20 protein-coding genes and 5 pseudogenes (1 of these 25 running past the window's edge) are annotated in these 26,681 nt (G+C 42.1%); 20 read left to right on the forward strand and 5 right to left on the reverse strand.

Annotation, left to right across the window (positions count from 1 at the left end; genetic code table 11):
• Nucleotides 1–220, reverse strand: the 5' end (the start) of a protein-coding gene (locus LEP1GSC062_RS04155; protein ID WP_010578565.1) for a J domain-containing protein. It extends 410 nt beyond the left edge of the window; only the first 220 of its 630 coding nucleotides appear in the window; the start codon lies at nt 218–220; its stop codon lies beyond the left edge, outside the window.
• Nucleotides 221–324: 104 nt separating this feature from the next.
• On the opposite strand from LEP1GSC062_RS04155, the gene miaB reads away from it, so the two are divergent.
• The 3 genes and pseudogenes from miaB to LEP1GSC062_RS04170 all read left to right on the forward strand — a co-directional run bounded on the left by miaB (nt 325) and on the right by LEP1GSC062_RS04170 (nt 4,477).
• Complete coding sequence (gene miaB, locus LEP1GSC062_RS04160) at nt 325–1,674, forward strand: tRNA (N6-isopentenyl adenosine(37)-C2)-methylthiotransferase MiaB (protein WP_039941185.1); 1,350 nt, start codon at nt 325–327, stop codon at nt 1,672–1,674.
• 131 nt (nt 1,675–1,805) lie between these two features.
• The gene (locus tag LEP1GSC062_RS04165) at nt 1,806–3,611 is read left to right on the forward strand and encodes an LptF/LptG family permease (protein ID WP_425268426.1); all 1,806 of its coding nucleotides are present in this window, start codon (nt 1,806–1,808) and stop codon (nt 3,609–3,611) included.
• Between the two features lie 36 nt (nt 3,612–3,647).
• A pseudogene (locus tag LEP1GSC062_RS04170) lies at nt 3,648–4,477 on the forward strand (hypothetical protein).
• 155 nt (nt 4,478–4,632) lie between these two features.
• Here the strand turns inward: LEP1GSC062_RS04170 and LEP1GSC062_RS04175 are convergent.
• The gene (locus LEP1GSC062_RS04175; RefSeq protein WP_010578562.1) at nt 4,633–5,436 is read right to left on the reverse strand and encodes an FcpA-related putative periplasmic flagellar protein; all 804 of its coding nucleotides are present in this window, start codon (nt 5,434–5,436) and stop codon (nt 4,633–4,635) included.
• A gap of 140 nt (nt 5,437–5,576) precedes the next feature.
• Between LEP1GSC062_RS04175 and LEP1GSC062_RS04180 the strand changes: the two genes are divergently transcribed.
• On the forward strand, nt 5,577–6,020 hold the full coding sequence (locus LEP1GSC062_RS04180) for a methylglyoxal synthase (protein ID WP_004505577.1): 444 nt from the start codon (nt 5,577–5,579) through the stop codon (nt 6,018–6,020).
• Nucleotides 6,021–6,250: 230 nt separating this feature from the next.
• Here the strand turns inward: LEP1GSC062_RS04180 and LEP1GSC062_RS04185 are convergent, their stop codons facing one another.
• The gene (locus LEP1GSC062_RS04185; protein ID WP_020983549.1) at nt 6,251–7,099 is read right to left on the reverse strand and encodes a hypothetical protein; all 849 of its coding nucleotides are present in this window, start codon (nt 7,097–7,099) and stop codon (nt 6,251–6,253) included.
• Nucleotides 7,100–7,262: 163 nt separating this feature from the next.
• Here LEP1GSC062_RS04185 and LEP1GSC062_RS04190 point away from each other — a divergent pair, with 163 nt between their 5' ends.
• On the forward strand, nt 7,263–7,697 hold the full coding sequence (locus LEP1GSC062_RS04190; protein ID WP_010576050.1) for a universal stress protein: 435 nt from the start codon (nt 7,263–7,265) through the stop codon (nt 7,695–7,697).
• A gap of 2 nt (nt 7,698–7,699) precedes the next feature.
• On the opposite strand, the pseudogene LEP1GSC062_RS04195 reads toward LEP1GSC062_RS04190, so the two are convergent.
• Nucleotides 7,700–8,262, reverse strand: a pseudogene (locus LEP1GSC062_RS04195) (SelL-related redox protein).
• A 76-nt stretch (nt 8,263–8,338) separates the two neighbouring features.
• On the opposite strand from LEP1GSC062_RS04195, the gene LEP1GSC062_RS04200 reads away from it, so the two are divergent.
• On the forward strand, nt 8,339–9,052 hold the full coding sequence (locus LEP1GSC062_RS04200) for a TerC family protein (protein ID WP_010578559.1): 714 nt from the start codon (nt 8,339–8,341) through the stop codon (nt 9,050–9,052).
• Here LEP1GSC062_RS04200 and LEP1GSC062_RS04205 read toward each other — a convergent pair.
• A pseudogene (locus LEP1GSC062_RS04205) lies at nt 9,039–9,670 on the reverse strand (acyl-CoA--6-aminopenicillanic acid acyltransferase); the annotation flags it as partial. The gene LEP1GSC062_RS04200 and the pseudogene LEP1GSC062_RS04205 sit on opposite strands and share 14 nt — an antisense overlap.
• Nucleotides 9,671–9,743: 73 nt before the next feature.
• Here LEP1GSC062_RS04205 and LEP1GSC062_RS04210 point away from each other — a divergent pair.
• From LEP1GSC062_RS04210 to LEP1GSC062_RS04280, 14 genes and pseudogenes are all read left to right on the forward strand, one after another.
• Nucleotides 9,744–11,102, forward strand: a pseudogene (locus LEP1GSC062_RS04210) (IS256 family transposase).
• A gap of 791 nt (nt 11,103–11,893) precedes the next feature.
• The gene (locus LEP1GSC062_RS04220) at nt 11,894–14,746 is read left to right on the forward strand and encodes a DNA translocase FtsK (RefSeq protein ID WP_039941121.1); all 2,853 of its coding nucleotides are present in this window, start codon (nt 11,894–11,896) and stop codon (nt 14,744–14,746) included.
• Between the two features lie 289 nt (nt 14,747–15,035).
• A pseudogene (locus LEP1GSC062_RS04225) lies at nt 15,036–15,447 on the forward strand (HTH domain-containing protein); the annotation flags it as partial.
• 154 nt (nt 15,448–15,601) lie between these two features.
• A complete protein-coding gene (locus LEP1GSC062_RS04230) occupies nt 15,602–16,447 on the forward strand; it encodes a LolA family protein (protein WP_020983510.1) in 846 nt (281 codons plus the stop codon).
• 26 nt (nt 16,448–16,473) lie between these two features.
• Nucleotides 16,474–17,592, forward strand: coding sequence for a helix-turn-helix domain-containing protein (locus LEP1GSC062_RS04235; RefSeq protein WP_004497571.1), 1,119 nt, complete (start codon nt 16,474–16,476; stop codon nt 17,590–17,592).
• A 6-nt stretch (nt 17,593–17,598) separates the two neighbouring features.
• Nucleotides 17,599–18,918 (forward strand): 30S ribosomal protein S12 methylthiotransferase RimO, encoded by a 1,320-nt coding sequence (gene rimO, locus LEP1GSC062_RS04240; RefSeq protein ID WP_010578553.1) that lies wholly within the window; start codon nt 17,599–17,601, stop codon nt 18,916–18,918.
• On the forward strand, nt 18,915–19,661 hold the full coding sequence (pgsA, locus tag LEP1GSC062_RS04245; protein ID WP_010578552.1) for a CDP-diacylglycerol--glycerol-3-phosphate 3-phosphatidyltransferase: 747 nt from the start codon (nt 18,915–18,917) through the stop codon (nt 19,659–19,661). The genes rimO and pgsA overlap by 4 nt, the downstream gene beginning before the upstream one ends.
• Entirely contained in the window at nt 19,636–20,646 is a 1,011-nt protein-coding gene (gene trpD, locus LEP1GSC062_RS04250; RefSeq protein ID WP_010578551.1) for an anthranilate phosphoribosyltransferase, read from the forward strand. The genes pgsA and trpD overlap by 26 nt, the downstream gene beginning before the upstream one ends.
• 55 nt (nt 20,647–20,701) lie before the next feature.
• A complete protein-coding gene (gene yajC, locus LEP1GSC062_RS04255) occupies nt 20,702–21,031 on the forward strand; it encodes a preprotein translocase subunit YajC (RefSeq protein ID WP_010578550.1) in 330 nt (109 codons plus the stop codon).
• On the forward strand, nt 21,028–21,807 hold the full coding sequence (locus LEP1GSC062_RS04260; RefSeq protein ID WP_020983509.1) for an SRP-less Sec system protein: 780 nt from the start codon (nt 21,028–21,030) through the stop codon (nt 21,805–21,807). Before yajC ends, LEP1GSC062_RS04260 begins: the two co-directional genes overlap by 4 nt.
• 9 nt (nt 21,808–21,816) lie before the next feature.
• Entirely contained in the window at nt 21,817–23,745 is a 1,929-nt protein-coding gene (secD, locus tag LEP1GSC062_RS04265) for a protein translocase subunit SecD (protein ID WP_010578548.1), read from the forward strand.
• Nucleotides 23,746–23,747: 2 nt separating this feature from the next.
• A complete protein-coding gene (gene secF / locus LEP1GSC062_RS04270) occupies nt 23,748–24,686 on the forward strand; it encodes a protein translocase subunit SecF (protein WP_010578547.1) in 939 nt (312 codons plus the stop codon).
• Nucleotides 24,686–26,053 carry a bifunctional diaminohydroxyphosphoribosylaminopyrimidine deaminase/5-amino-6-(5-phosphoribosylamino)uracil reductase RibD gene (locus LEP1GSC062_RS04275; RefSeq protein ID WP_010578546.1) on the forward strand — a complete coding sequence of 456 codons (1,368 nt, stop codon included), beginning with the start codon at nt 24,686–24,688 and terminating at the stop codon, nt 26,051–26,053. Before secF ends, LEP1GSC062_RS04275 begins: the two co-directional genes overlap by 1 nt.
• Nucleotides 26,038–26,643, forward strand: coding sequence for a riboflavin synthase (locus tag LEP1GSC062_RS04280; RefSeq protein WP_010578545.1), 606 nt, complete (start codon nt 26,038–26,040; stop codon nt 26,641–26,643). Before LEP1GSC062_RS04275 ends, LEP1GSC062_RS04280 begins: the two co-directional genes overlap by 16 nt.
• The last annotated feature ends 38 nt before the right edge of the window (nt 26,644–26,681 follow it).

A 26,681-nucleotide genomic window follows, 5' to 3' on the forward strand; every position in this document is an offset into this window, starting at 1 on the left:
CATAGTTTAGAGTTTTATCGTATTCTTCTCTCGATTCCGGAGAACTTAAGGTCAGGTAGGCTCGGGTTCCTTCTTCCCGATCCAATTCCCTGGAAGGATTCCAAGGATCTGACTCCAGTTTTTCCAAATACTCCCGATACGCGGTTTCGATTTTCTCGAAGTCGGAATTCCGGGAAACATCCAAAAGCCTATAATAATCCAGTTTGGTATTCACTGCCATGGGATTTTTTGAAAGGAAATTCCGACTTTTTGTCCGATAGGTCCCTTTCTCCTATCTATGGAAAACCCCTTTACAGCCGGTCCTGCAAGCAGAAATTCAGTCCTATGAGCGTTCTGGAACTGGAAAAAAAGACAGGAAAAGTCTATATTGAGACATATGGCTGTCAAATGAATGAATACGACTCCGGAATCGTTTCCAGTTTGATGAAAGACGCTGAATATTCTTCTTCTCCCGACCCGGAGAATTCCGACATTATCTTTTTAAACACTTGTGCGATCAGGGAGAATGCCCACGCAAAAATTTACAACCGCCTTCAGTCGCTCGGATATCTGAAAAAAAGGAACCCGAAACTTGTCATCGGAGTTCTAGGGTGTATGGCTCAGAATTTAGGAGACGATCTTTTCCATCAGGAGCTTCCCCTCGATTTGGTCGTAGGACCGGATAATTACAGAAGCCTTCCCGAACTGATCCAAAGAATTCGAAGCGGGGAGAATTCCATCTCTCTCACCCGTCTTTCGAAAATCGAAACCTACGACGAAATCGAACCAAGGGTCGTCAACGGAATCCAAGCCTTTGTCACCATCATGAGAGGTTGTAATAATTTTTGTACTTTCTGTGTGGTTCCTTATACTCGAGGAAGGGAAAGAAGTAGGGATCCAAAAAGTATCGTCCGAGAAATTCAGGACCTCACGGAGAAGGGAATTCGTCAGGTCACTCTATTGGGACAGAATGTAAATTCTTACAAAGAACAAGGACGGGATTTTGCCGGTTTGATCCAGATGCTCCTCGATGAAACTTCCATCGAAAGAATCCGTTTTACTTCCCCGCACCCGAAGGACTTTCCGGTTCATCTTCTGAAGTTGATGGCGGAGAATCCCCGTTTTTGTCCGAACATTCATCTTCCTTTGCAAGCGGGAAACACGAGAGTGTTGGAAGAAATGAAACGTTCTTATTCCAAAGAAGAATTTTTGGATGTGGTTCGTGAAATCAGAAACATCGTTCCCGATGTGGGAATTACGACTGACATCATCGTAGGTTTTCCGAATGAAACCGACGAGGAATTTGAAGACACTCTCGAGGTCGTTCGTGAAGTGCAATTCGATATGGCGTTCATGTTCAAGTATTCCGAGCGTGAAGGTACGATGGCTCGAAAGAAACTTCCCGACAACGTTCCCGAAGAAACAAAGTCCGCAAGACTTACCAAACTCGTCGACCTACAGACTTCAATTTCCCACGAACAAAATCGCGCTCGAATCGGAAGAGTATATTCCATTTTGATTGAAAACACTTCCCGCAAGTCGGAGAAACAACTCTGCGGTAGAACTCCTTGCGGAAGAATGACGGTGTTTCCTCTTCCCGAAGATAAAAACGCCGTCGATATGATCGGCGTTACGGTTGGTGTTCAAATCGAAAGCGCGACCAGTGCGACTCTGAAAGGAAGGATCCTTGCTTGAAGAATGGCGACAATCGGAAAAAAGCCTCCGCTAAAAAGCGGACGGAACGCGCGTCCTCAACCGAATCGAATTCTCCCGACAAGGAATCAAAGTTAAAAAAATTCTCCGACAACGATTCGAAGACAAAAAAAATTTCCTCTTTAAAGAAGAATGGCGATTCTTCTTCTCCGAAAAAAAACGCAAAGTCCAAGAGCGACACGAGTTCGAGTCGGACGACGGGGGCAAGTCGGGGTTCCGACGATAAAACAACCATCTCCAATCGCGGCGCGAGCTCTGAAACAAAAAGCGGCTCGAATCGGAACACTTCCGGTTCCAGTAGTTCGGCAAACACCGGAAAAGATCTGAGAACCGTTCGTTTGAGCGGCGTAGAGGACCTTCCTCCCGACTTTAAGGTTCATACGGACAAACGTAAGTTTTATATGGTGATTCCGATTTTGAATCGTTATATTTTAGGGGAAATCCTTTCCCCGTTTTTAGTGGCTCTTGCATTTTTTACTATGGTTTATATGGTTCTCGCTCTGCAAAAGATGATCGGTCTTTTTGTGGGAAAGGGAGTGGACCCGCTTCGTCTTTTGGATTACTTCGGTTATCTTCTTGCCAATACTCTTCCGATGACAATTCCGATGGCCTGTTTGATGAGTGGAATCATGGCCGCTGGAAGACTTTCAGGGGATTCGGAAATCACAGCGATTCGTTCTGCGGGAGTCAGCTTCCCGAGAATTTATATTAACTTTCTTGCGTTCGGCTTGGTGATGGCTCTGGTCGTGGCTTATCTGAACTTCTATCTTTCTCCCGAAAATACGAGAAAGATGAACGAGTTCAACAAATGGGTTCTTGCGTATAATCCTTTGCTTGCGATCACTCCGGGACAATTCAGTGGAGATAAAACGCAGGACCTTTTCGAAAAACGCGCCCGCACAATGTATACGGACGGAATGAATTCCGACACAGGTCAACTCAAAGGGGTTCAGATCCGAGAATGGGAAATTTTTCTCGAAGGAAACGAATACTTCAATCTCGGCGGAAAGATGATTCCGATGGGTGGCTCTCGGATCATTCAGATCATCAACGCGGGTAGGGGAAATCTCGTGGAGAAAATCGGACCCGACGGAGAATACGAAAAATCCATTCGCCTTAAAGACGGTTGGATCTTGGAATGGAGCGATGATCGGAAGAGTTTTTCCGTTACCGATTTTAGAAACGGAGATATGGATTATAATATTCCTAAAGGGAAGGAAAAGAAGACCTTGGAGTTAAACGTAAAACCGGAAACCTTCTCTATGCCGGTCCTCTTTCAGATTCGAAATAACATAGAAAGCGAAGGTCTTGAAAAAATTCCGGGACTTGAAACCTTAAAAGAAATGGGTGTAGAGATAAAAGGTTTAGTCGGATTAAAGCAAATGGTGGAGCAGATGAAGATCGATCTCGCCATGGGAGCGGCTAACGGAACTTTGACGCCGGATCAGATGACTCAACAATATTCCGTTCTGACCCAGTTGATGGCTTTGATGCAACAGGGTAAAAAGGTCTTAACGGATTTTAACGTGGAAATTCACAGAAGAATCGCGATGCCGATTTCTTGTTTGATTTTTTTCTTTATCTCATTCCCTTTGGGGCTCGTAGTCAAACGTTCCGGAAAAGGAATGAGTTTTACGCTTGCAGTCGTTTTCCTAATGATCTACTTTACATTTTTTACCTTGGGGAGTACGATTTCCTATAACGATAAGGTTCCTGACTGGATTGGTCCTTGGAGTGCCAATATTTTGATCGCGCTTTTGAGTATCAACGTTATGATCAAAAGAACCGACATGGATCTGCCGAAACCGGTTCAAAAGGTTTTGGATAGAATTTCTGATCAAAAATCAAAATTGACAAAGAGATTGGAAAGTTTAAGTATATGGGGAAAAATAAAAAAGATCATAAAAAGAGGTCCCTGACCTGGGGATTAGTCGGTTAGTGTTAGAATGAATATAATGAGTCAGAAAAACGCAATCATTTGGCATCTTACTTCAGGGAAAGAGTTCCCGATTCAAATTTGGAAACATCCTCGCATTAATATCGAATTGAGTAAGGTTTCTCTCGACGACCTTGGTGCGATTGATTTACTGAAGTCCGATATTCATGTTTTTTCCTTTCCGTAGGTTTGGGGGAATGGAATGAGATTCGAGAATTTATCAGAAAATTCGAACTTCATCCCTACGCAAGTTTAATCTTGGTTTATTCCGACGACGCTGAGAAGATCAGCAGAACCGTTCCTGAAAACAGTAAGATCGAAGTCCTCGAACATCCGGTTCATCCGAGAAATTTAAGACTTATCTTAGATAGGACAATTCAATCCGAATTTTATAAACTTGCCGCAAACGAAATTGGTAATAGTTGTTTGACGAACATCGGATTTTTTGAAGGGGTTTTCGAACTTGCTCAAAAAGAATACAAAGATGCGACTAAAGCGAATGAAGCCTTACAAGCCATTTTGGAATTCGAATCCAAAGTCAAGAAGAACAACGAGGAAATCAATAAAGCCCTGGAAAGAGTGAACGAACTTAAGAACAAGGAGTTACTCGCTCTTCACGAACGTCTGAAGGTTTCCGAGATCTTGGATTCCATGAAAACTCAGGAATTGAAAGATGCTCTTGATTTTAAAAAGGCGACCGAACAAGCGTTAAACTATTCTCATATAGAAGAGATCAAGATGGATAGAATTCTCGAAGCTCAGGATCGTCTTTTTGCATACACTGAAAAAGAGATCAAAGATCTGATCGAAGAGAATCGAAATCTGAAAAAACGTCTCGGAATTCAGTAACGGTTTTTGCAAAGACATAGAAGCGCTCACAAAATCGCGCCGAATCCAGAATTGTTGGCTTTTTTTCAAGAAAATCTAATATTCTAAATTTTGAAACAAACTTATTACGGTATTCTTTTCATGCGTCCGAATGGTAGGGACAAAACTTAATTTTTTTAGTCTTTAAAAAGTTCTTTGGAAAATTCCTGATAATCCGCGGAATTCTTTCCGAATTTAAATTCCGCATATAAGAGTCCGTGTTTTTTCCGGAGAATATCGTATTTTTCCTGAGCTTGGTCGTCCCGATTTTTTTTGGAAAGGCGGTACGCTCTTTCGTAACAATTTGCAAGAAAACCATGGGCTTCCGAGTCTTCGTAGTATTTGTTTCCGATTTGAATATATCTTTCCAAAAGATCCATGGCTTGTAGAAAATTTTTTAAGGCAAGTTGGTGTTTGATGTATTCTCTATAGACGTTTGCCTGTAGATCGCGATACGTTTCGGTGTCCTTGACCTTCGGATTTTGAATTCTTTCCAAAGAATTCATCGAGGAAACTAAAAGATGAATGGAATCCGATCTGGATTTGTTTAGGTCTCTTGCAAGAGATCTTTCAAAATTTTCGCGTCTATTTTTCTTTTGCCATTCGTAACGATCCGCTTCGAAGGTTCGTTGGTCGAATTCTTTCCGTTTCGCATTTACGAGGTCGTTCGTTTTTTTAAAACGATCTATGGAGTTTAGGAAACTTTCTTTCGCTTTTTCGAAAAGACTTTTGGAATTTTCCTCGCTTGCGTCTCCCAAGATGTCCAGGTCTTCGAATTGAAGAGAATCTTTTCCCCAATTGGATTCTCCGTCGCTTCCGTCCGGGATCAAAATTTCGATCTTCTTCTCATTTGGCGCTTGTTCGCTTCTGAGTAAAAAGGGAGAATGGAACAAAAGAATTAAAATTGTAAGAAATCTAAAGTAACATAAAGAATGCTTCATCTGAGATCGGAACAAAGAAAAAGCGCGAAAAAAATCACGGATTGACTTTGAAAAAAATATTCTAGGTCAATTTAGGATTGGTCTGAAATTTGCGTCATCAAAAAATTAGATCGAAAATAAACAAGAAAGAGTGATAAAAAATGAAAGAAGTTTCGGTACCAGCAACCAAGAGGATTGCACTCGTTGCACACGATAATCGCAAAGAGGATTTGGTATCCTGGGTCAAAGCCCATAGGGAAATCCTTTCTAAACATCGTCTATTCGGAACGGGAACGACGGGAAAATTGATAAGCGAAGAAACAGGACTTCCGGTTACCAGGTTTCTTTCCGGACCGTTGGGAGGAGATCAACAGATCGGAGCTAAAATCGCGGAAGGGGAACTGGATATTGTTGTCTTCTTTTGGGATCCGCTTACCGCTCAACCTCATGATCCGGACGTAAAAGCCTTACTCAGGATCGCGGTGCTTTATAATGTGCCCATGGCTTGTAATCGTTCCACGGCTGATTATATGATTAGTTCTCCTCAATTCACGATATCCTACGAAAAAGTTCTTCTGAACTTTGAATTGTTGTGCGAAAGTTAAAACGAAATTTGTGTTCGTCAGGGTTTTAGTGGATAGATTTCAGGGATCAGATTTCAGTGTAGCGTCCTAGAAAAAGTTGTCAGGAGAAGGAGGTCCCATGACAACAATGTAAATCTATTCTTAAAATGTGGGAACTACAACCAATCGCGATTTTACGTACAAATTCTGAAATTGTAGGAATTTCTACTTTTAGAAAATTCTTTCTCATTTTCTCCACGAACTCACGTTAGTTACGCAGACTTTTTTTTCTCATTCGGAAATGTGACAAACTTCAAGTCTTTACGAGAATTTTTCAAAGAATTCATAGTTTGTAAATATAATCTTTTGATTACGGAATGCTTCCAGCCGAACCAACGAGAAATTTCATCGTAGGTATAAATCATTTCGACTCTCAAAAGTTTTTTCCTAAGTTTTTGTTTTGCCTTGGAAGAAAAACTCGCGGCGTTTTCCCGTTTGGAAAAAAGAATTTGATGAGACACTTCCATCCTTTCCAAAAGGGCCAATTCTTGGCTGCGAGCTATAAATCTTTTCTCCATTCTTTCCTTTAAAAAATCCTGAACCGAATTTCCGGATACGGAAAGTATACTTTTCAAAAGTAGAATTTCCTTTCTTTCCAGAAACAAATTGTGTTTGAGTTTGAGTATCAGAACGCCTCTTGGGTCAAAAGTTCGTAAAATTTCTCGCAGGAAAATTCTATCCTGAGGAATCTCCGTTCTATAGTCGGGTTCGTAAACGACCGATCCTGGCAAGCCGTCCGGTTCCAGAAAGAACGGTTCCGTTTTTAAAGATTGAATTTCCTTTTTCCACTGATTCAATATGAGATGCTTTAAAAATACGATAGCATACGCGGAAAAATTTTTGAATCCTCGGGTCTCGTAAAGTTCCGAAAAATATTCTATTTTTTGAATGAACTTGAGCAAAACCTCGTTCCGTCCGTCCTCGCTTAAAGAACATTTACGAACCGCGATTCTACGAATCCAAAAGTGAGCTTGCTCTATCAAAGCTTTCGAATTGCCAAAGTTTTTGTATTCTAAATAAGAATTTATGAATATACGATCTAAGTCAGTTTTTTGTTGCATGGCTAAAAAAATCCGTTTCAAGTCTTACTTGTCCAAGTTTTTATAGGAATCCCTATTCTCCGGTTGTTCAAAATCGAGTCTTACAAGTCTAAAATTCCTAATTTTTTGATTGGAAAACGGCTTTAGGAGGATTACACTTCTTGCGAAGAGAAAGAGAAAAAATATGCAAAGATTCATCAAAAAAATCTTAGTCCCCGTAGACGGTTCGGAGAGTTCCAAAAAGGCTCTGGAAGTGGCAATCGCTATCGCAAAAGCGGCAAACGCGAATCTTACGGTTTTGGAAGTTATCGAAGAATTCGGCCCTCTCCCCGGTTATTACGAAAAAGCTCCCGAAGGAAAAGATAGAGTGAAATGGATTTCGGAACAAAGATTCGAAAAGATTCATTCTCCTTTGGATGAGTCTCCCGACCTCAAATGGGATCGTCTGGTTCTGGAAGGTTACCCCGCGGACACAATCGTAGAAACAGCTTCAAAAGGAAATTATGATATGATCGTAATCGGTTCGAGAGGTCTTTCCGCGGTGGGAAGATTTTTAGTGGGTTCGGTTTCGGATCGGATCGTCCATCACGCGACTTGTTCGGTTACGGTCGTCCGTTAAAACTAAGCGGGTAAAACTCCAGGATTGAATTCCGGTCCCGGTAAAAGTGTCACCCCCGGTAGATTTTTCCAATCGGGATGATCTCCTATATGTCTGTATCTATGTTCCCATACGATACGATCCCGAACCACAAGAAACACTCCGGGCATCTGCAATGTGTTGCTTCCCGGGATTCCGTAAAAATGTCCTTTGAGTGCGGCTCTTGCGGTTCCAATCAATACTTCGGGACTTGCAAGTTGAACTATGTTGGCGGTTTTTAGTTCCAAGTCTTGATAGAATTTTGTTTCGGGATCGGAAACGACACAAGCGTCTTTCCAAACTCCTTCAAAGAATCTTTCACAGTCTCCTAAATTTCCCGGAAAAAAAACAGGATCGGCGGATAAGAAAGACAGGTTTCGAAAATTTCCTTCAAATCGGCAATCGCCTCCCGACTGAAGATACATCCCGAATGTCTTAAAAATACCAAAAGACTGGGACGGGGAGGTAAACAAGGTAGTATTGTCTTATTCCTCAGATGAATTCCGACCGCTTCTCTCGTTTCGAAACTTTCCGGAAGAAACTTCATACCTACAAGTATGCCCCCTTAAATTCCTTTGTAAATCGATTGATTTCTTCGTTTTCGAAAAATTAATTGCATCTGCATGGAACTACTCACACTCGATAAAGTTGTCGCAATTCTGACCCTTACCCTGATGGAAATCGTTCTTGGAATCGATAATATTGTTTTTCTTTCGATCGTTTCCGGTAAACTTCCCAAAAATAGACAAAACCAAGCAAGAAATCTCGGTCTCACGTTAGCTCTGGGATTTAGAATCGGCTTGTTATTCGCAGTCAGCTGGATCGCATCCTTGACTGCGCCTCTTACCACTATCGCCGATTTTGCAATCTCAGGCAGAGACTTGATCATGCTGGGAGGTGGTCTGTTTTTAATCGCAAAGAGTACAAGTGAAATCCACGGTAAAGTGGAAGGAATCGAAGAGGAAAAGCCCAAAAAGGAAAAAATCTCTTTCTGGGGAATAATCCTTCAATTGATTCTTCTTGACATCATTTTTTCCGTGGATTCGATCGTGACCGCGGTCGGGCTCTCTGGCCAGTTTCAAGTAATGGTAGCGGCTGTTATTCTTTCAATGATCGTTATGCTCGTCTTTTCCGGAACGGTCAGCGATTTCATCAACGAACATCCTACGATGAAAGTTTTGGCACTTTCGTTTCTGATCATGATAGGTGCGATGTTATTTGCGGACGGGCTTCACTTTCACATTCCGAAAGGATACGTGTATTTTTCCATGGCCTTTTCACTTGGTGTGGAATTGATCAATATGAGAATTCGTAAGGCAAACGCTAAGAGACTATGATGCCCGCTTTTCGATTCCAGTAAGTCCACTGCAGTCTATAGAAGGGCGCGAATGTTTTTTTAGGTCGATTTTTTCTCAGTTCGATTAACAAATTCTCTCCCCAAAACCTATATTCTTGAAGAGCCGTCTTAACGGCTCTTTTACTCAAAAGATCCAATGCTTGAGTTGGGTTTGAATTTTTTCCAACTTTTTCAATTCCAAAATCCATTCTTTTTCCAAAGCGGCAATCCGAGGTTGCACGAGTCTTTTGGCATCGGGATAAATACGCTGGATCTTTCTGTAGAACTTCTCGTGGGTCCACCAAAGGGAAGTATCCAATTTAGAACCGGGTTGTTCAAAACTCTTTTCTAAAAAACTCGTTCCTGAAAACCCCGCTGGCAGAAAAAAAGAAATGGTAGGAATCGAAGTTCCGGTAAACCAAAAACGGTTTTTAGAAAGATTCGGTTTCAATTCGGCGACTAAAGAAGCTGTAGTTCCGTTAGGCGTAATTGGGCCGGTGGCATGAAGACATACCGAGCCCATATTCGAGGAAGTAGGATAAAAGTCCTCCGTTTGCAACGGTTCTCCTTCCATTCTGAGTATTTCCTTCGCGGCATTTGCGTCTAAATTCCCTTTTTTGAATGCCCGAGGGTGTCATCTCGATTGTGTAAATGACTTGTGAAAAAAGAAAAAGTAACAAGGATAAAGCAGTATGAGCAAACCGAAGAATCGAGCGGAAGAACTACTCGATGAATTAATCAAAGGTAAAACCCCCGAAGAGCTGATCGGAAACGAAGGCCTCTTAAAACAACTCACCAAATCACTTGTTGAACGAGCGATGCAAGGAGAGATGACGCATCATCTTGGGTATGAGAAAAATTCCTCGACTGGAAATAACACAGGCAATTCAAGAAATGGAAAAAGTAGCAAAAAGCTCAAAGGAGACTTTGGGACAATTGACTTGGAAGTTCCTCGAGATAGAAACGGAAGCTTTGAACCTCAGATAATCCGGAAAGGACAGACACGATTTACCGGCTTCGATGAAAAGATCATCTCGATGTATTCTCGTGGAATGACAACTCGAGAAATATCTCAACACCTGAAAGAAATTTATCAAGTTGAAGTCTCGACGGATTTAATTTCTCAAGTAACGGATTCCGTAATGGAAACAGTGATCGAATGGCAGAATCGCCCCTTGGATAAAGTGTATCCGATTCTCATCATGGATGCGTTGATCGTGAAGGTTCGAGATGGCAACCACGTCGTGAACAAAGCCTTCTATTTGGCTTTAGGAATCAATCTACATAATAGAGTGTCCAAAATTCTGCGTCTAAACGGGGATTTGTGCTAAAATTGGCGGTACTCCTTTATGTAGAGATCAGTAGGAATCAATCTACAGGGCACAAAGGAGATTCTTGGGATCTGGATAGAACGCACCGAAGGGGCAAAGTTCTGGCTTCAGATTTTAACCGATTTAAAAAATCGAGGCGTTGAAGATATCTTAATTGCTTGTGTCGACGGATTGAAAGGATTTCCGGATACAATCATATCAGTTTTTCCTAATGCACAAGTTCAACTTTGTATCGTTCCTATGGTTAGGAATTCTTTGAAATGGGTTTCTTACAAACAGAGGAAAGAGTTGGTAGTCGACCTAAAGGCCATCTACAAATCTCCATCGGAAGAAATTGCTAAGAAAAGCCTTGATGATTTTTCAACCAAATGGGACAGTCAATATCCGATGATCAGCAAGTCTTGGAGAAGTAATTGGGATTCGGTGATTCCTTTTTTGGCCTATCCACCTAACATTCGTAAGGCGATATACACTACAAATGCTATCGAATCCATGAATATGGGCTTAAGAAAGATTATCAAGAATCGGGGTTCGTTTCCGAACGATGAGGCGGCAATCAAGCTTCTCTATTTAGCTTTGAATAATATGTCTAAAAAATGGACCATGCCGATTCAAGATTGGGATGACGAGCGATCCTTAGAGAGCCGAGTCGCTCGAGTTCAAGCGATGAACCAGTTTGCGATTCTTTTCGGAGATCGATTGAAATTGGATTCGTTTTAAGAAAGTTATTTACACAGGATTGCTGACACTACCACGCAAATCCGACTTTTAGATGCAGATTGACGCTCTATTATACAACTCTTATTAGAAGCTATCTCACCTTTATCTTTGTTTGAAACGTTGATTCCAATTATTCTAAGATGTTTTTGAGATAGCTTCTAGTTTTTAACGGCTCTCATTTCTATAAAAAAATAAGCTAACAAAGTCGGTTTGTTTGCAACGAGCTTGAATATTAAGTTTATTAAATTTCTCGTTTTTTAATGTAAATGAAACTCTTGCGACGAAGTATTGATTTGAATGTTAGTCAATTGATTTTCCTTCCATGTCCATCTTGCCTGTTTTACGAGCATATTCTTTCTTGAAATAGTTTTCTTTTATTATTTCTATTTTTACCTTAGAACCAATCCCAAAACCTCAAAAAGTATCCTAAACGTCCGGCAAGTTTCTAAAAAAATGTAGTAGCTCCATAGAAACTGTCGTATTGATGGTTTTTCCCGTCGTTTAAAAATACAGTAGTTTCCACATTCCTATTTTGGTTTTCCGGTCGGCAGTATTCAGATACCACGGACTTACAACCTTGATTTTTCTGTCGGAGTTCCGACGGTTTTCCAAAACGTTCTGTGTCGGATGCGTACACAATTCAAGTGAAGGGAATGATTCATGGTTTCAAAAAATAAAAAACGTAGGATTGAATTGACGCAAAGTCGAAAGAAAATCGGTTCTTTTTTTACTTCCAAAAAATCGAAATTAAGTCTCTTTTCTTTTTCGGAATTTATCCCGATAGAAAAAATATGGAATCCAAAGACCTCAAATCTACCTGGAATTTGCAAAATGGAAAGATGATTCTTCCTTATGTATTACTCTTTGCCGGGATTATACTGACTTTGTCTTTGGGTTCCTTCGATGCGGGAGAGCATGGGGTAGAGCGCAACTTTTTTGGGCGATTAGGATTCTATATTTCTTATGGAATGTTTTTTATGTTCGGAGCGGCCTCGTTTTTGCCCGGATTTTTTATGATCGGTCTCGGGGCGCTTCGACTTGTCAAAGAAGGATTGGAATTAACGAATCGACTTTTGTCTCTTCCCATATTTTTATTATGTTTCGCCATAACCCTTCAAATCACCGGACATGTTTCTACGATTCCTTTCGCATCCCAAGGCGGGTTTGCGGGGCAACTTCTTTCTTCGGGTTTGGAATTTGTTTTCGGTACGACCGGTAAGGTTCTCATTCATCTCATTTTTTATTTTTACGGTTTAATACTTTTGTTAAACGAATCACCTCTTCATTTCGTGGGGAGGATTCTCGGAACGGCGGGGGCAAAATACAGGAAAGGATTACAATACGGTTTCGGAAAGAGTGGAGAAAATCTCGGATCTCTTTTTCAATCGGCGGTTGAAAAATTTCAAAGAAGGAGAACTAATCTTCCTTGGTTTTCTGCTCATACAATACATTCTCCGAAACAGTTTCAGCAAGAGACACTTCCTCACAAACAAACTCAGGGACAAAAAGAAACATCTCCGTTACGGGATGCGCTTCATTCCACTTTTGGAAAAGAAGGTAGGCTTTCCGATCTATTATCGAAGGTAGATGTGAGTTCCATGGTGACTTCGGAAACTTCTCGGATTCGTTTTCAAAATCGGGGAGCTTTTACCGGAAACTTCGAAGAACAGGGTAAGGTGTTTCGTTTTCAATCCGTTTCTCCTTCCCTTTCGGAAAAAATTCGGGAACAAAAGACCTTTCCGGAAACATCTTCCGGTTGGGAAATCATAGATTTTAGAACTTTCGATTCTTCGGGTATAAAACCTAATGTTACGTTAGTCTCTCCTTCTTCTAAGGAAATCGATTCTTCCGATTCGAGCAGAAGAAACGAATTGGATCAAACGGATCGTTTTGTTCCATCGGAAGAAATACGGGACAAGGAGGAAGATTCGTTCAAAGAAACTGGAACGACCGGGAATTCCGGATTCGAAAAAGAATTTTCTAAAGAAGAACGCATTACTTTAGATTCTAAAGAAGTTTTGGAGGAATCTTTCGAAGAAAAGAAAATCTTGGATTCGGAATTCTCTCAGGGGGAAACTTCTCCCGAAAACATAGAAACCTCCGTCGCTTCAAAATCTCGGAATGTTTCCTTGATGGATCATACTGATTTGTCCTCAAGTTTTTCTTCGGAAAAAAAGGAAGATAAGATAGAATCGGCTTTGCCATCTGTGACTCTCGTTCCAGAAGTCCGGTCCAAACGTTCCGTCTATCACGTTCCTCTTAAAAGTTTGAAAACGACTACTACGAAAATTCAAGATCCTTTATTTAAGATAGAATCGGACAAAGTAGCGCGTAAGATCGAAGAGATCATTCGCCAATATGGGTACGAATCTCAAGTCGTTTCTATGGAACGTGGACCGATCATCACACGTTATGAACTCTCTCCGCCTTTGGGAGTCAAACTCGGAAGAATTACTTCCCTTTCGGACGAACTTCGTCTTTATCTAGCGGTAAAGAATATCCGGATCGTAGCTCCGATTCCGGGTAAGTCCACGATTGGGATTGAGGTTCCGAACAGCATAAGAGAAGACGTGTTTCTCGGAGATATTTTACATCAAAATTTAAGTCTTCGTCCGAAAAAGGATCTTTCCATTCTAATTGGAAAAGATATTTCCGGAAAGTTAGTCGGCATCGATCTAAATAAACTTCCGCACTTGCTTGTTGCAGGAACGACTGGTTCCGGTAAATCAGTTTGTTTAAATTCCATGATTTCTTCTTTGGTGGTACATCTTTCTCCGGAAGAAGTCCGTTTTATCATGATCGATCCGAAGATGGTGGAACTCACTTTGTATGAGGATATCCCACATCTGTTGATGCCCGTTATCACCGATCCGAAAAAGGCGACTCGTGCCTTAGCTTGGGCGATTCAGGAAATGGAGGCCCGGTATCATTCCGTTTCCAAACTCAAATGCCGCGATTTTAAAACGTATAATGAGAAAGTGGAACAGGGCGCACATCGGGACGGCTACAAAAAGATGCCGTATATAGTCATTTTTATCGACGAGCTTGCGGATCTGATGATGGTTTCGGGTAAGGATTTAGAAGACGCGATCACTCGAATCACTCAAAAATCCAGAGCGGTGGGGATTCATCTTATTATGGCGACACAGCGTCCGTCCGTGGACGTGATCACCGGTCTCATCAAGGCCAACTGTCCTGCACGTATGGCTTTTCATGTGGCTCAGAAAACGGATTCTAAGATTATTTTGGATCAAAACGGCGCGGAGTCCCTTTTAGGAAAAGGAGATTTTCTTTATAAGTCTCCGACCGCCGCGGATTTGATTCGAATTCAATCTCCGTATGTTTCGGAGGAAGAGATCGAGAAGATTGTGGAAGAGGCGCGCAAGTTCGGCAAACCTTCTTATGTGGATTTCGATCTGGACGAAGAAACGGAAAGTTCGACGGTGGATGAAGAGGACGAACAACTTTTCGAACAAGCTTGGGAGATCGTTCGAACCGATCGTAAAGCTTCCGCAAGTTATTTGCAACGAAGAATGAGGATAGGTTACAATAAGGCCGCACGTTTGATGGAATTGATGGAAGAACGGGGATATGTCAGCCCTCAGATCGGTTCGAAAGGAAGAGAAATCTTAAGAGCGGGTTGATCGGATCGTTTCCTTGAAACTACAATCAGATTTTTTGATTTAGCCCTGAGAATTTTTTCGCATAATCGTTGTTCATTTGTGTAAAGATCCGCCCGATTGTGCTTCGAGAAAGGGTGGTTTAGACGATTGTCGTTTAAAATAATTTCCCAAAAAATAACGTTAGACGACATTTATTAAAATATTAGGATAAGTATGAATTATCTATAAAAGAATTGTTGAAAAATTCCATAGTTCAGATTAACAAAACCGCTTCAACTGTCCATTTCAATGAAACAGAAATAGATGGGGAATTAATTTTTCAACAACTCTAAAGGTTTTGAAAGAATCTAATCGACCTCTAACTCATATTGAAATATGGGAAATTGGAAAAGAAAAAGGGTATGATATACAGGTAAGTTCTAAAGGAAGAACTCGTGGCAACTATCGCGGTTAGAATTTACGTAGATATTCGAGATAACCCGAATTCTCCTTTCATTAAGTTAAAACTCCGCCCAACCAAATTTTTTTTAAGGGAGTTGATGTCGAAAGAACTAGAAAAATTAATTCAATCTGACGAAGGTAATTCCACTTCAACAAAAAAGAAAGAGTTAAAATTTGCCGAAAGAGATCTACATAAATATCTTTCTTATTATCTTTACAATTACCATTTTATATATTCTAAAACTATTTTTCATGAAAATTCAAATAAGAAAATTTTTTCGCATAACTTCGTCCGGTGAAAAAAATTGCAGAAATGTCCCGGCATTGTTTCGCGCAAATAGGCTACGAGCTTCTCAACGTTGCCGATGACAAAAACCCGGACTTGTGCTCTCTAAACCCGGTCCGGATTTTCGGTTGGATTTCACAGAGAGCCGCATGGGCAATCCTTCGAACGAAATTGTCTTGGAATCAAAATTCGACAGATCGGGGTCGGCCCAAATTTTAGAAAGTGACAAGGTTTCCAAGGTATCCGATGTTAGTAAAAAAATCCCGGGAGATCCGGTTTTTCTCATGAAAAAAACAATCATTCTCTCTTTTTATATTTTATTTTTAGTCTTAGAGTCCTCTCTTCTGGCGCAACCCGCGCATAATTGGAATTCTCCTTCCGAAGTCGTTAAACAGGTGAAGAAGAAGTTCAATGATCTGAATTCCTACAAGGCCAATTTTCAGATCCAAACCGTTTCCAATAGAAAGAGCAAAAATATGAGAGGGGTCTGTCTTTACAAAAAAGGCGGAAGAATTCGATATCAATTTAGTGATCCTTCCGGGGATGAGATCGTTTCCGACGGAAAAACTTTGTATATCTATATAGCCCGACTGAATGCAGTGGGAAAACAGGATCTTACACTCAATAAATCGAATAAATCCGGTCCAATCTTTTCCAGTTTTACGGATGAAGGCCTTTCCAGAATTTTTAGAAAGTACCACTATAAGTTCGATTCGATTGAACAACCGCAAACTTCTTCCAAGGATGGACGTAAATACTTCGTACTCAATTTGGAACAAAGGGAAAAAATAGGCGGTTTCGAAACCATGCTCCTTTACGTGGATGCGGAAACGTATTTTATTCAGAAAGCGGTCGCAAGCGACGGAAGAGGAAAGGAAACTACGGTCGAATTTTCCAACTTGGAAATCAATCCGGATCTGGAAGACGGACAGTTCAACTTTCATATCGGCGGAAACGCAAAAATTATAAACAACCCGCTTGTGTCGGAACAATAACCCTAAGTTCTAGAAGGAGAGAAACTTTGAATCAGAAAAGAGTAGGGCAAATTCTCCGCGAGGCGAGAGAAGAAAAAAAACTCAGTGTCAAAGATGTAGCAAAAGAAACCAATATCTCCGTGAAATACATTCTTGCGCTCGAGACCGAGGATTATTCCCAGTTTCCGGGTGAAACTTTCACCATGGGTTTTTTGAAAAATTACGGAAGTTATCTCAAGCTCGATACCGGACAATTGATCAACTTGTATCGGGGAGAAAAGATCGAAGAATCCCAAGCCCCGCTCGAAGAGCTGACTCGTCCGACCACTTCGTATTATACGAAAATCAATGTGGATAAGAACAAGATTTTTACGATTGCGTCCGTATTGATCATCCTTATTTCTGCATACCTCATCATCGATAGTTTTATAGACCCTTCTTCCGGGGACGATGCAGTAGAGGAATCCGGTAAAAAACTGGATATCCCCGAAAACATCGATTTCCTTACCCGCTCCATTCCGGAAAACCGAAGCGAGTCCTTTATTCTCACGCCCGATAAAGGAGTGAGTTTTTCCGTGAGCAATCAACAGTGTAAACTGTTTATCGACTCCGTGGAAAAGGGAGGGGCCTTAAATACGGCGGTCCTCGCATTTAACGTATATCCCGAACTCACCGTGTATAAATTCCGTCTGAATGAGGGGCAAGAAAAAGTCCTGAGTTATACAATTCCGGAAATTTCTAGTCTTAGACGTAATGTTCGAATCATCGCGCAGGCCGTGACTGAAAATTCCGCAAAAGTTCTTGTAACGTTAAGCGAAGAGGAACAAAAACAGGAAAACAAGAACAATACGATAGACAACACTAAAACGTTAGGCGACGTTCCAATCCAAGTGACTCTGTTTTTCAACAAGGTGAGTTATGCGGAATTTATCATCGACGGTCAGATGGGATTTAGAGGTCTTGTCCAAGCGAATGAAACCAAAAGTCTAGAGGCAAAAGATCGTCTTGAACTGAAAGTGGGAGACGGTTCCGCCGTGGAGATGATTCAAAACGGAAAACCTAAGATCACCTTAGGGCGCCCCGGAAAACTCGTGAAGAAAATATTCGTGAAAACGCAGAACCCTTATGATAGTACTCAGTCCATCATCAAGGAGTTGGGAGAATAGGATTTTTTGGACAAGAAGTTCTACATCACCACTCTCGGTTGTCCCAAAAATACCGCGGACTCAATGAGCATGCATCATTCTCTTTTGGAAGAGGGATTTACTCCGGCCACTTTTGCGGAAGAGTCCGATTTTCATTTCATCAATACTTGCACTTTCATTCAATCGGCTACGGAAGAAACGATTCAGACAATTTTGTCTGCGGCCCAGGTCAAAAAACAAAATCACCAGAAACTGGTCGTAGTAGGTTGTTTTGCGGAACGATATCCGGACAATATCAGTTCTGAAATTCCGGAAGTGGATCTGTTTTTCGGAACGGGCAAATATGCACAAGCTGGTAAAATACTGCGGGAAAAATTTCCGGACCTTTCCCCTCCGAAACGCGAATTCAACGATAGTCTATTAGAAAGATTGAAACTATCTTCCGGGATCGAAAATTATTCCAAACCGTACGCCTATGTGAAGGTTTCCGACGGTTGTAACCGTGGATGTTCGTTTTGTATTATTCCTTCCTTTCGAGGTAAGTTTCGGGAATCTCCCGTGGAAGATATTCTTCGGGATACGGACCGTGCGATCCGTGCGGGCGCTAAAGAAATTTGTCTGGTTTCCCAAGACACCGTATATTACGGAAGGGATTCCGAAGTCCTTTTGGATATGGTCCGCAAAGTTGCAGAGATCGATTCTCTGGAAATTTTAAGGCTCTTGTATTTGTATCCGGATAAAAAAACCGAAAAGTTGATTCGTCTAATGGGAGAAACTCCGAAAATCGCTCCGTATCTGGAATCTCCTTTGCAACATGTATCTTCCAAAATTCTGAAGTTGATGAATCGAGTCGGGGAGAGTTCCGCTTTCAAGGATCTTTTTGCCTTGGCGAGAGAGGTCAAACCCGGTCTCGAAATTCGGACTTCGTTTATCATCGGTTATCCCGGAGAAGAACCGGATGACGTGGATCAGGTTCTGCGATTTATTGAAGAAACGAGACCTGAAAAGGTAAATCTGTTTTCCTACTCTCCGCAGGAAGGAACCAAAGGCGCGGAGTTAAAACAAACTGTTCCTGAAAAAGAAAAATCGAAACGAATCAATCTGATCCGGGATGCGCACTTGTCGATCTTGGAGGAGATTCACGAATCTCGTATCGGTCAAACTTACGATGCGATTGTAGATTCTGTCGAAGACGGCCAGGCCGTTGTCCGCAGATTCCAGGACGCCCCCGAAATGGATGAGGTCGTGTATGTGGACGACGTTTCCCTGATTCCGGGTATGATCGGAAAAGTACGGATTGATTCCTTTTACGAATACGATATGAACGGAACCTGGATTTCTAAATGAATAAATCTATTTTCAATATTCCTAATCTTCTCACGATACTTCGCGTCGTAGCGGTCCCTTTTTTCGTATGGTTTCTATTCCAGAAAGAGCTGGAATATCATATAGCCGCTCTTGTACTTTTTTCCGCGGCTTCTCTCACCGATCTGATCGACGGTTATCTTGCCCGAAAATGGAATCAGGAAACCGAGTTCGGTAAATTTCTGGATCCTCTCGCCGACAAGATCATCGTAACGGGTTGTTTTATTACGTTTATATTTTTGCAGGAACAAATCGAGTTTTGGATGGTTTGTCTGATCATAGGACGGGATATGCTTATCACGAGTCTTCGTTATTTGGCGATCCGTCAGGGACAGTCGATCCGAACTACGATGCTCGGAAAGGTCAAGACCGCATTTCAGATGGGGGCCATCCTTTTGATCCTCATATTTTTTATTTTGGTTTCGAGCAAAAAGAGAATTTTGATCAACGAGGCATATGCTTCCGGAAAAACGAGCGGTCTCACAGTGTTTGAGATCGCTACTGGAAACGCGGTTTATTTTTTCCAAAATCTGGACAAGAACGCCGGACTTGGAGACGTTATTTTCGGTTTGGGAACTTTCGTTCCTTATTGGGGAATGCTCATTACTACCGCGATCACCGTGATTTCCGGAATTCGTTATCTCGTAACCAACAGTAAGGTTCTTCAACCTTCCCATATCAAAAGGATGTTTCAAAAAAATGGAACCAAGAGCAATCGTTCTTAAACTGATCGAACGCAAACATCTCAGCGCCGAAGAGGCCGAATCCTTTATGAATCGTGTAATGAAAGGAGAGGTTTCCGAAATTCTTCTTTCTTCTTTCGTAACCGCGATGCGTGCCAATGGGGAATCTGTAGATGAGGTTCTCGGTTGTACACTCGCTCTTCGTAAGAATGCGCTCAAACCCAAGACAGTATTTCCTTTTGATCTTTTGGATACCTGCGGAACCGGCGGGGACGGCCAAGGCACGATCAATATCAGTACACTTTCCGCGATCACTCTTGCTTCTTTGGGAGTTAAGATTGCCAAGCATGGAAATCGTTCCGTATCCTCTCATACTGGCTCGAGTGATATTCTCGCTCGTCTTGGATATCAGACCGAAACGACTCAGGAAGAAGTGGAAGCACATCTCATAAATCACGGGTTTACATTTTTATTCGCGCCGATGTGGCATCCGTCTGTGAAGTATGCGGGGCCGGTTCGTAAAGAACTCGGATTTAGAACCGTGTTCAATATGATCGGTCCTCTTTCCAATCCGTTTTCCCCGCAATTTCAGATCATCGGAGTTTACCAGCCGGAATTGATGGAACTGTTCATTAAGGTTTTACAATCCCTAGGTTTAAAACGGGCTTTGGTTTGTCATTCTCGGGATGGTCTGGACGAATTTTCAATCTTTCAGACCACAGATTATACTCTCTTAGAGAATGATGTTATCAGTCGTCATTCTTTTGATCCTATGACTCTTGGACTTTCTTCCTTAAAAAGAGAGGAAGTATACGCCGATTCCAGTGAACATGCGGAAATTTTGGCCAGAAGAGTTTTGAATTCCGAGCCGATCGCGGGAACACACGCGGTGGCTTTGAACGCGGGAGCGGGGCTTTTTGTGATGGGAAAGGTAAAAACAATCGAACAAGGTTATAGAGTCGCTTGGGAGGCCCTCCTTTCGGGAAAAACAAGAAAGTATTTCGAAGATTTAATTTCCAAAGAGTAAACGGGAAAAATACTGGTAAGAGTTTGACAAAAAAGACCGAACAGGAAAGTAAATCATGACTTTTAATTTCAGCATATTACTACAACTGGCGCAGGCCGCCGGAGAAGGGGATAAATCTCCTTTTTCCACTTTGCTTCTGATCCCGATTATGCTCGTGATTATGTATTTCCTGGTCATCCGCCCGCAGAGGAACGAAGAAAAGAAACGTAAAGAGATGATCGACAGTTTAAAAAAAGGAGACGAAGTGATTACTTCGTCCGGAATTCACGGTAAGGTCGTAGAGATCAAGGACAACAACGAGGTTGTCGTTCTCAGCATCGCAAAAGATACGAACGTATCCTTTACCGCGAGTACCGTTTTAAAAAAGAAACAAGCAGATAAATGAAAAAAGCCGCGGTCTCAATTCTGATCTTTGTATTTCTGGGAAATTTGTCTTTGTTTTCTCAGGATGGGGAAGAAATCGATTTTTTAGAAAAGGTTTCAGAACCCAAAAAGAAGACCGTCGGTAAAAAATCTTCAAATTCTGGCTCTTCGAACGGTTCTAAGATTTCCAAAAAAAAGGAAAAAAGAAAATTCAAAAAAAAGAAGTCTAAAAAGTTTTCTACTGTTCCGACCAATCCAGAAAATTCAAAGAAAAATACGGAGCCGGATAATAACGAGGGCAACTCTTCCGGAAACAATACTTCGAACGGTTCTCAGAATAACGGATCGAATTCTTCCAATACATCGAATTCCAATACACAAACCAAAGAGTCCGGTAACGTAGATGGACAATCGCTTGAGAGCGCTTCCAAAACCGGTTTGGGAGAACTACCCAAACCGTATTGGGTCAACGAAGAGATGAAGGTTCGCCCGAACAATCTGCCCGGTTATACCTCTTCTGTCGAATCCGAAACGTCGGAGCAGGGAGCTTCCTTTAGGAGTAGCCTTTCCGAAATATTGAAGTTAGGCGAAGACAAAAAAAAGGAAGAGGAAAAAAAGAAAGTTCAGGGAGGACAAAAGTCCGGTTCCTTTACTGGTTTTCTTTCCGAATATAAAAAACCAATTATCATTGTAGTATTTATTCTATTATTTGCTTTGTATCGATTGAAAGCGGGCAAATCGCGTGGCAATTCTAGTCGCAGATCCCCGGTTACGATCAATAAAATGAGAAGAGATTAGGAGTTTCCCTTGAAATCTGCGACATGGATTTTCCTGCCGCTTACTATTGTTTTAGTGGCTACGGTAATACTTTATCCCAACTTTGCGACTAGGGAGTTGGAACTTGCGATCAAAAAAGAATTTATTTCTCTCCCGCCAGAGCAAAAAAAGGCGGCTCTTTCCCGGTTTGAAGAACGTTGGAATCGGGAATACAAACAATCCGGCTGGACAATGACTCCCGCTCCGACCGCTTTTCAGGACGAAACTTATTTTTTGGTCAAAGGTAGATTCATCACTTCCGCGAAGATCAACCAAATCTCTCAGGAAAATCCGGAGCTGATTTTGGAAGCCAAAAACAAACTCCGTCCGACTTTCGTGGAGGAATGGATTACCAAAGGACGTCCTCTTACGATCAAACTCGGTCTCGACTTGCAAGGCGGGATGCGGGTCGCTCTGAAAGGGGATTTTGAAGACTACGCTTCCAAACTTCGTGAAAGTTATATTAAAGAAATTGAAACTTTACAAAAGACCGTGGCGGATCCTTCTGCCGACGAAAAGGAAAAGAAAAAGGCCAAGGATCGTCTGAGCGAGATTGAAAGTTATTTTGAACTTTCTCCGAGCCGAAAACTTTTGGAACTGGAAAAGGCGAAACTCATCATAGACAACCGTCTTACGAGCCAGAACCTCACCGAACCTCAGGTGCGGATTCAAAAGGATCAGGATTCCATCGAGGTTTCTCTTCCCGGTGTGACTAACTCTTCCCAAATTCTGGAAATCATCCAGAACACCGAAACCGTGGAATATCGACTGGAAGAACCCGAGAATTCGGCGGGGAACGGACTTACCTACGCGGCAATTATCCAGCAGGAAGAAAATAAACTTCTCGAACTGAAAAAAAGAGAAGAAACCGATATCGTTCAATATCAGAATATTGTAAAACAGAAATTAGGTAAGGCGGAACAGGATAAATTTCTACAAGCCTTGGAAGATAAGTATAAAATTCCCAAAGATAAGTACAGAATTTTCGCCTATTGGGCGAGGGGAAACAATCAAAATTCTCCTTTACTTCCGAGACGGTTCATCGTTTTGGAAAAGGCGATCGCTCTGGACGGAAGGGATATGAGAGATGCAAGGCCTTCCTTTGAAAACAATTCCTTCGGTTATATCGTTTCGTTTACATTGACCAGTTCGGGAGCCGAAAAGTTCTTCGAGATCACTTCCCAAAACAAAGGTAGAAATTTAGCTATTGTTTGGGGAGACAAAGTGGTTTCCGCTCCTACGATTCGAGGTGCGATTGCGGGCGGTGTAGCGCAGATCGACGGTTCTTTTGCCAAAGAAGAGGCGGCGGATCTTGCGAACGTAATCAGTGAAGGAGCGCTTCCAATTCCTCTCCGAGTTTTGGAAATGAGATTTATCGGACCCACTCTCGGGATCGAATCCATCGAAGTTGGTATGAAGGCGGTTCTGATCGGATTCGTTCTTGTCATGTTCTACATGATTTTGATTTATCGTCTTTCCGGTTTGGTGGCCAATGTCGCCCTTTTTGCGAACATCTTAATCCTCAGCGCTCTCCTTTCCTTGATGGGATTTACTTTGACTTTGCCAGGTTTTGCCGGAATCATTTTGACCGTGGGTATGGCGGTTGACGCGAATGTGATCATCTACGAACGGATCAAAGAGGAATTGCGGGCCGGTAAATCCGCTGCGGTTGCGGTGGCGCAGGGTTTTGACAACGCATTCTGGACGATCATAGACAGTAACGTAACCACGTTGATTTCCGGAATTTTGATGATCCGCCTCGGAAACGGTCCTATTAAAGGATTTGCGATTACGCTTTGTTGGGGGATCGTTACTTCTCTTTTTACATCCTTGTTCTTAAGCCGTTTGGTGATGGATCTTTTGGTCAATAAGTTGGGAGTTCAAAGACTCCAGCTCGGCTTTAAAAAATTGGAGTATTGAGAATGTTTGATTTTATAAAATACAAATACGTTTCCATCGGCTTTTCCTTGGTTCTGATCGTATTCGGTTTTGGTTATACGTACTTCGTTCACGGAGGGTTTGCGAATTCTTTGGATTTTAATGGGGGACTTAGGACCGTAATCGAATTCGATCAAAATACGGACCGTAAAAAATTGGAAAGCTATTTTACGGAAAATAAGATCGAAGCGGTGCTCTTACTCTTGGATAAGGAAAAACATCACTATCAAATCGATATCGGTCTCGGTTCTCTAGATTTCATTCTGCAAAAGTACAGGGAAAAGAACGGATTGAAGCCTACGGACAAGGTGGAGCTTTCCGGCATTGACGCCCTTATCTCTATCCTGATTGCGGATTTTGGAATTGATAAAAGTAATATACTCAGCGCCAATCAGGTCGGTGCAATCGTGGGAGGTGAACTTTCTTCTACCGGAATCACTCTGCTCGGACTTACAATGGCGATTATTCTTGCATATATCAGTTTTCGATTTCAATTCAAATTTGCTTTGGGAGCGATTGTGGCCTTGACCCACGATTTAATACTGACTGTTGCGTTTATCGGATTTTTCCAAATCAAACCGAGTGTTCCGATCATCGCGGCTCTTCTAACCCTCCTCGGATATTCGATCAACGATACGATCGTCGTTTTCGATCGAATTCGGGAGAATGCGTCTGGAAATTTGGATCAAACTTTCGGTCAGACCATCAATTCTGCGATCAATCAGACTCTGGGAAGAACATTTAACACCTCTTTTGCGACTCTGATCTCCATTGTTGCGATCATCATTGGAGGAGCGACCGAACTTTTCGACTTCGCTTATGTACTCACCTTCGGGATCGTTATCGGAACGTATTCTTCCATTTTTATCGCGGCCCCTCTCGTGGATATTTACGACCATATTGTACGAAAGGTTCGAGGCTGATGACCCCTCTCCCGGAAAAATTTCGGGAGGAATTGCGTAAACTTTCCTTTTTATCGACGGGCGAAAGTTCTCCGAATCCGCCCGTTTCTTGTCTTATCACGGACGTTGACAACACGCGTATCCTTGCCAAAGGTAGGACTTCTCCAACCGGAGGACCGCACGCGGAGAGAAATGCATATTACGAATTTGTAAAGAATGGATTTTCCCAAAAACCGCATAACGTTTGGGTGACTCTGGAACCTTGTACTCATAGTGGAAAAACCCCTCCTTGTTTGGATCTGATTTTAGAACACAAACCGAAGACACTTTACTACGGCCGAAAGGATCCGAACCCGCTCGTTCGGGAGAACGAAGGATTGGAACTTTGCCAACGGGGAGGAATTCTAGTTGTGGCCGAACCTGGTTTGAGGGAAATCGCGGAGGAAAGTTTGTTCGGATTTGTTTCTCGGATCGAAAGAAAAAAGCCTTCTATGATACTGAAGACCGCACTTTCCAAAGAAGGTTTTTTTTCCTCCAAAGATAAGTTTCCGATCCGTTTTTCAGGAAATATTTCTAATCACTTAACGTCGATTTTACGGGCAAAGTGCGACGCGGTGCTCGTCGGGCCGGGAACCTTGTTCCGCGATAACCCCGGTTTGGAATTTCGGATCGGAGAAAACAATGGACTGGATATCAGCCGCGGGTTCGAAGCGGAATCCGACTTGGAAAGGGCGGGTGTTTTGAAGTTCGAGTACGGTTCTTCCTTTAAGGGAGAGTTGAAGGATTTGGATCATGTTGCGGGAAAAAATCCGGGAAGTACAAATATTCCTAATAGAAACGAGGGATTTTTCGGGGCTTCCTACTTCCTGAAGAATGTCCTAAAATATGGATTTGAGCCGGAAATTTTGGAGATCCACCGGAAGTTCCGGGAACGATATCAACCGTATCGTGTTTTTGTTATATTCGAAGAAAAGAATATACCGAAGGGATGGATTGAAAAGCAAAAGGAGATCAACGGGAAAAACGGTTCTAAAAAATGCATTTTTCTCTTCAAAAGAGGGGCATTTTTTGAGGAAAGAACCAGAGAACAACTTCGATCCCTCACGGAAAAGGAAATTTATACCTTCGATCCGGAAACACTCGCGGAAGAATGTTTTGCATTTTTGTCTTCGATCGGAGTGAACCTGTTGCTTGTGGAGGGGGGAAATCTGATGTATGAAACGTTCTCCTCTAAAATGTGGGAGAACGATCTCATTCTGAAAATTCGATCTTCTCGTTCCGTTTCCGATGGGATAAAACCTTTGTTTGTTACGAATGCGGAGACCTTATTTTGGAAAGCGAACGTAGGAGAAGATATCTGGGAGGCGCACGGATGTTTACGGGTTTAGTGGAAGCCACCGGAAGGATTCTTGAAATTCAAGAAACAACCGAAGGAAGAGATTTTTTAGTGGAGACGAAGTGGACTCGGCCGGATCTCAAATTAGGCGATTCGATTGCGGTTAACGGTTGTTGTCAGACGGTTACCGAGTTTTTTGAAGGAGGAAACCGTTTTCGATTCTACGCCAGTTTTAAAACGTTAGAACTTACGAACTTCAAATTTCTAAAAAAAGACGCAGAAGTCAATTTGGAACGAAGTGCCCTTCCGACAACCCGTTTGGGAGGACATCTCGTGAGCGGTCATGTGGATGGGATCGGAAAAGTTCTCAGCAAGGAAGAAAGAGAAGGGGGAAGTGTGGTTTGTTATACGGTCAGAAACGATCTTTCCCTTTCGAAATACATCGCACCGAGAGGGAGCATTACCGTGGATGGGATTTCGTTGACTGTCGTGGATTCTCGTTCGGATGAATTCGATCTGGTTTTGATTCCCGAGACTCTTAAAAAAACGAATGCTAAGTCTTGGAGTTCCGGCACAATTCTCAACTTAGAAATCGACCTTGTGGCGCGTTATTTGGAACAACTTCTGAAATCTAAGGAATAGTTTTTGGTTTGAATGTAATCTAAAAATTCTCTAGCTTG

The sequence above is a fragment of the Leptospira alexanderi serovar Manhao 3 str. L 60 genome, from assembly GCF_000243815.2.
Taxonomy (GTDB): Bacteria; Spirochaetota; Leptospiria; order Leptospirales; family Leptospiraceae; genus Leptospira; species Leptospira alexanderi.

What these genes read in the sequence shown, in the direction of transcription:
- miaB (WP_039941185.1), top strand. Translation starts at nt 325, where the DNA reads ATGAGCGTTCTGGAACTGGAAAAAAAGACAGGAAAAGTCTATATTGAG.
- LEP1GSC062_RS04175 (WP_010578562.1), bottom strand. Translation starts at nt 5,436, where the DNA reads ATGAAGCATTCTTTATGTTACTTTAGATTTCTTACAATTTTAATTCTT.
- LEP1GSC062_RS04180 (WP_004505577.1), top strand. Translation starts at nt 5,577, where the DNA reads ATGAAAGAAGTTTCGGTACCAGCAACCAAGAGGATTGCACTCGTTGCA.
- LEP1GSC062_RS04185 (WP_020983549.1), bottom strand. Translation starts at nt 7,099, where the DNA reads ATGCAACAAAAAACTGACTTAGATCGTATATTCATAAATTCTTATTTA.
- LEP1GSC062_RS04190 (WP_010576050.1), top strand. Translation starts at nt 7,263, where the DNA reads ATGCAAAGATTCATCAAAAAAATCTTAGTCCCCGTAGACGGTTCGGAG.
- LEP1GSC062_RS04200 (WP_010578559.1), top strand. Translation starts at nt 8,339, where the DNA reads ATGGAACTACTCACACTCGATAAAGTTGTCGCAATTCTGACCCTTACC.
- LEP1GSC062_RS04220 (WP_039941121.1), top strand. Translation starts at nt 11,894, where the DNA reads ATGGAATCCAAAGACCTCAAATCTACCTGGAATTTGCAAAATGGAAAG.
- LEP1GSC062_RS04230 (WP_020983510.1), top strand. Translation starts at nt 15,602, where the DNA reads ATGGGCAATCCTTCGAACGAAATTGTCTTGGAATCAAAATTCGACAGA.
- pgsA (WP_010578552.1), top strand. Translation starts at nt 18,915, where the DNA reads ATGAATAAATCTATTTTCAATATTCCTAATCTTCTCACGATACTTCGC.
- trpD (WP_010578551.1), top strand. Translation starts at nt 19,636, where the DNA reads ATGGAACCAAGAGCAATCGTTCTTAAACTGATCGAACGCAAACATCTC.
- yajC (WP_010578550.1), top strand. Translation starts at nt 20,702, where the DNA reads ATGACTTTTAATTTCAGCATATTACTACAACTGGCGCAGGCCGCCGGA.
- LEP1GSC062_RS04260 (WP_020983509.1), top strand. Translation starts at nt 21,028, where the DNA reads ATGAAAAAAGCCGCGGTCTCAATTCTGATCTTTGTATTTCTGGGAAAT.
- secF (WP_010578547.1), top strand. Translation starts at nt 23,748, where the DNA reads ATGTTTGATTTTATAAAATACAAATACGTTTCCATCGGCTTTTCCTTG.
- LEP1GSC062_RS04275 (WP_010578546.1), top strand. Translation starts at nt 24,686, where the DNA reads ATGACCCCTCTCCCGGAAAAATTTCGGGAGGAATTGCGTAAACTTTCC.
- LEP1GSC062_RS04280 (WP_010578545.1), top strand. Translation starts at nt 26,038, where the DNA reads ATGTTTACGGGTTTAGTGGAAGCCACCGGAAGGATTCTTGAAATTCAA.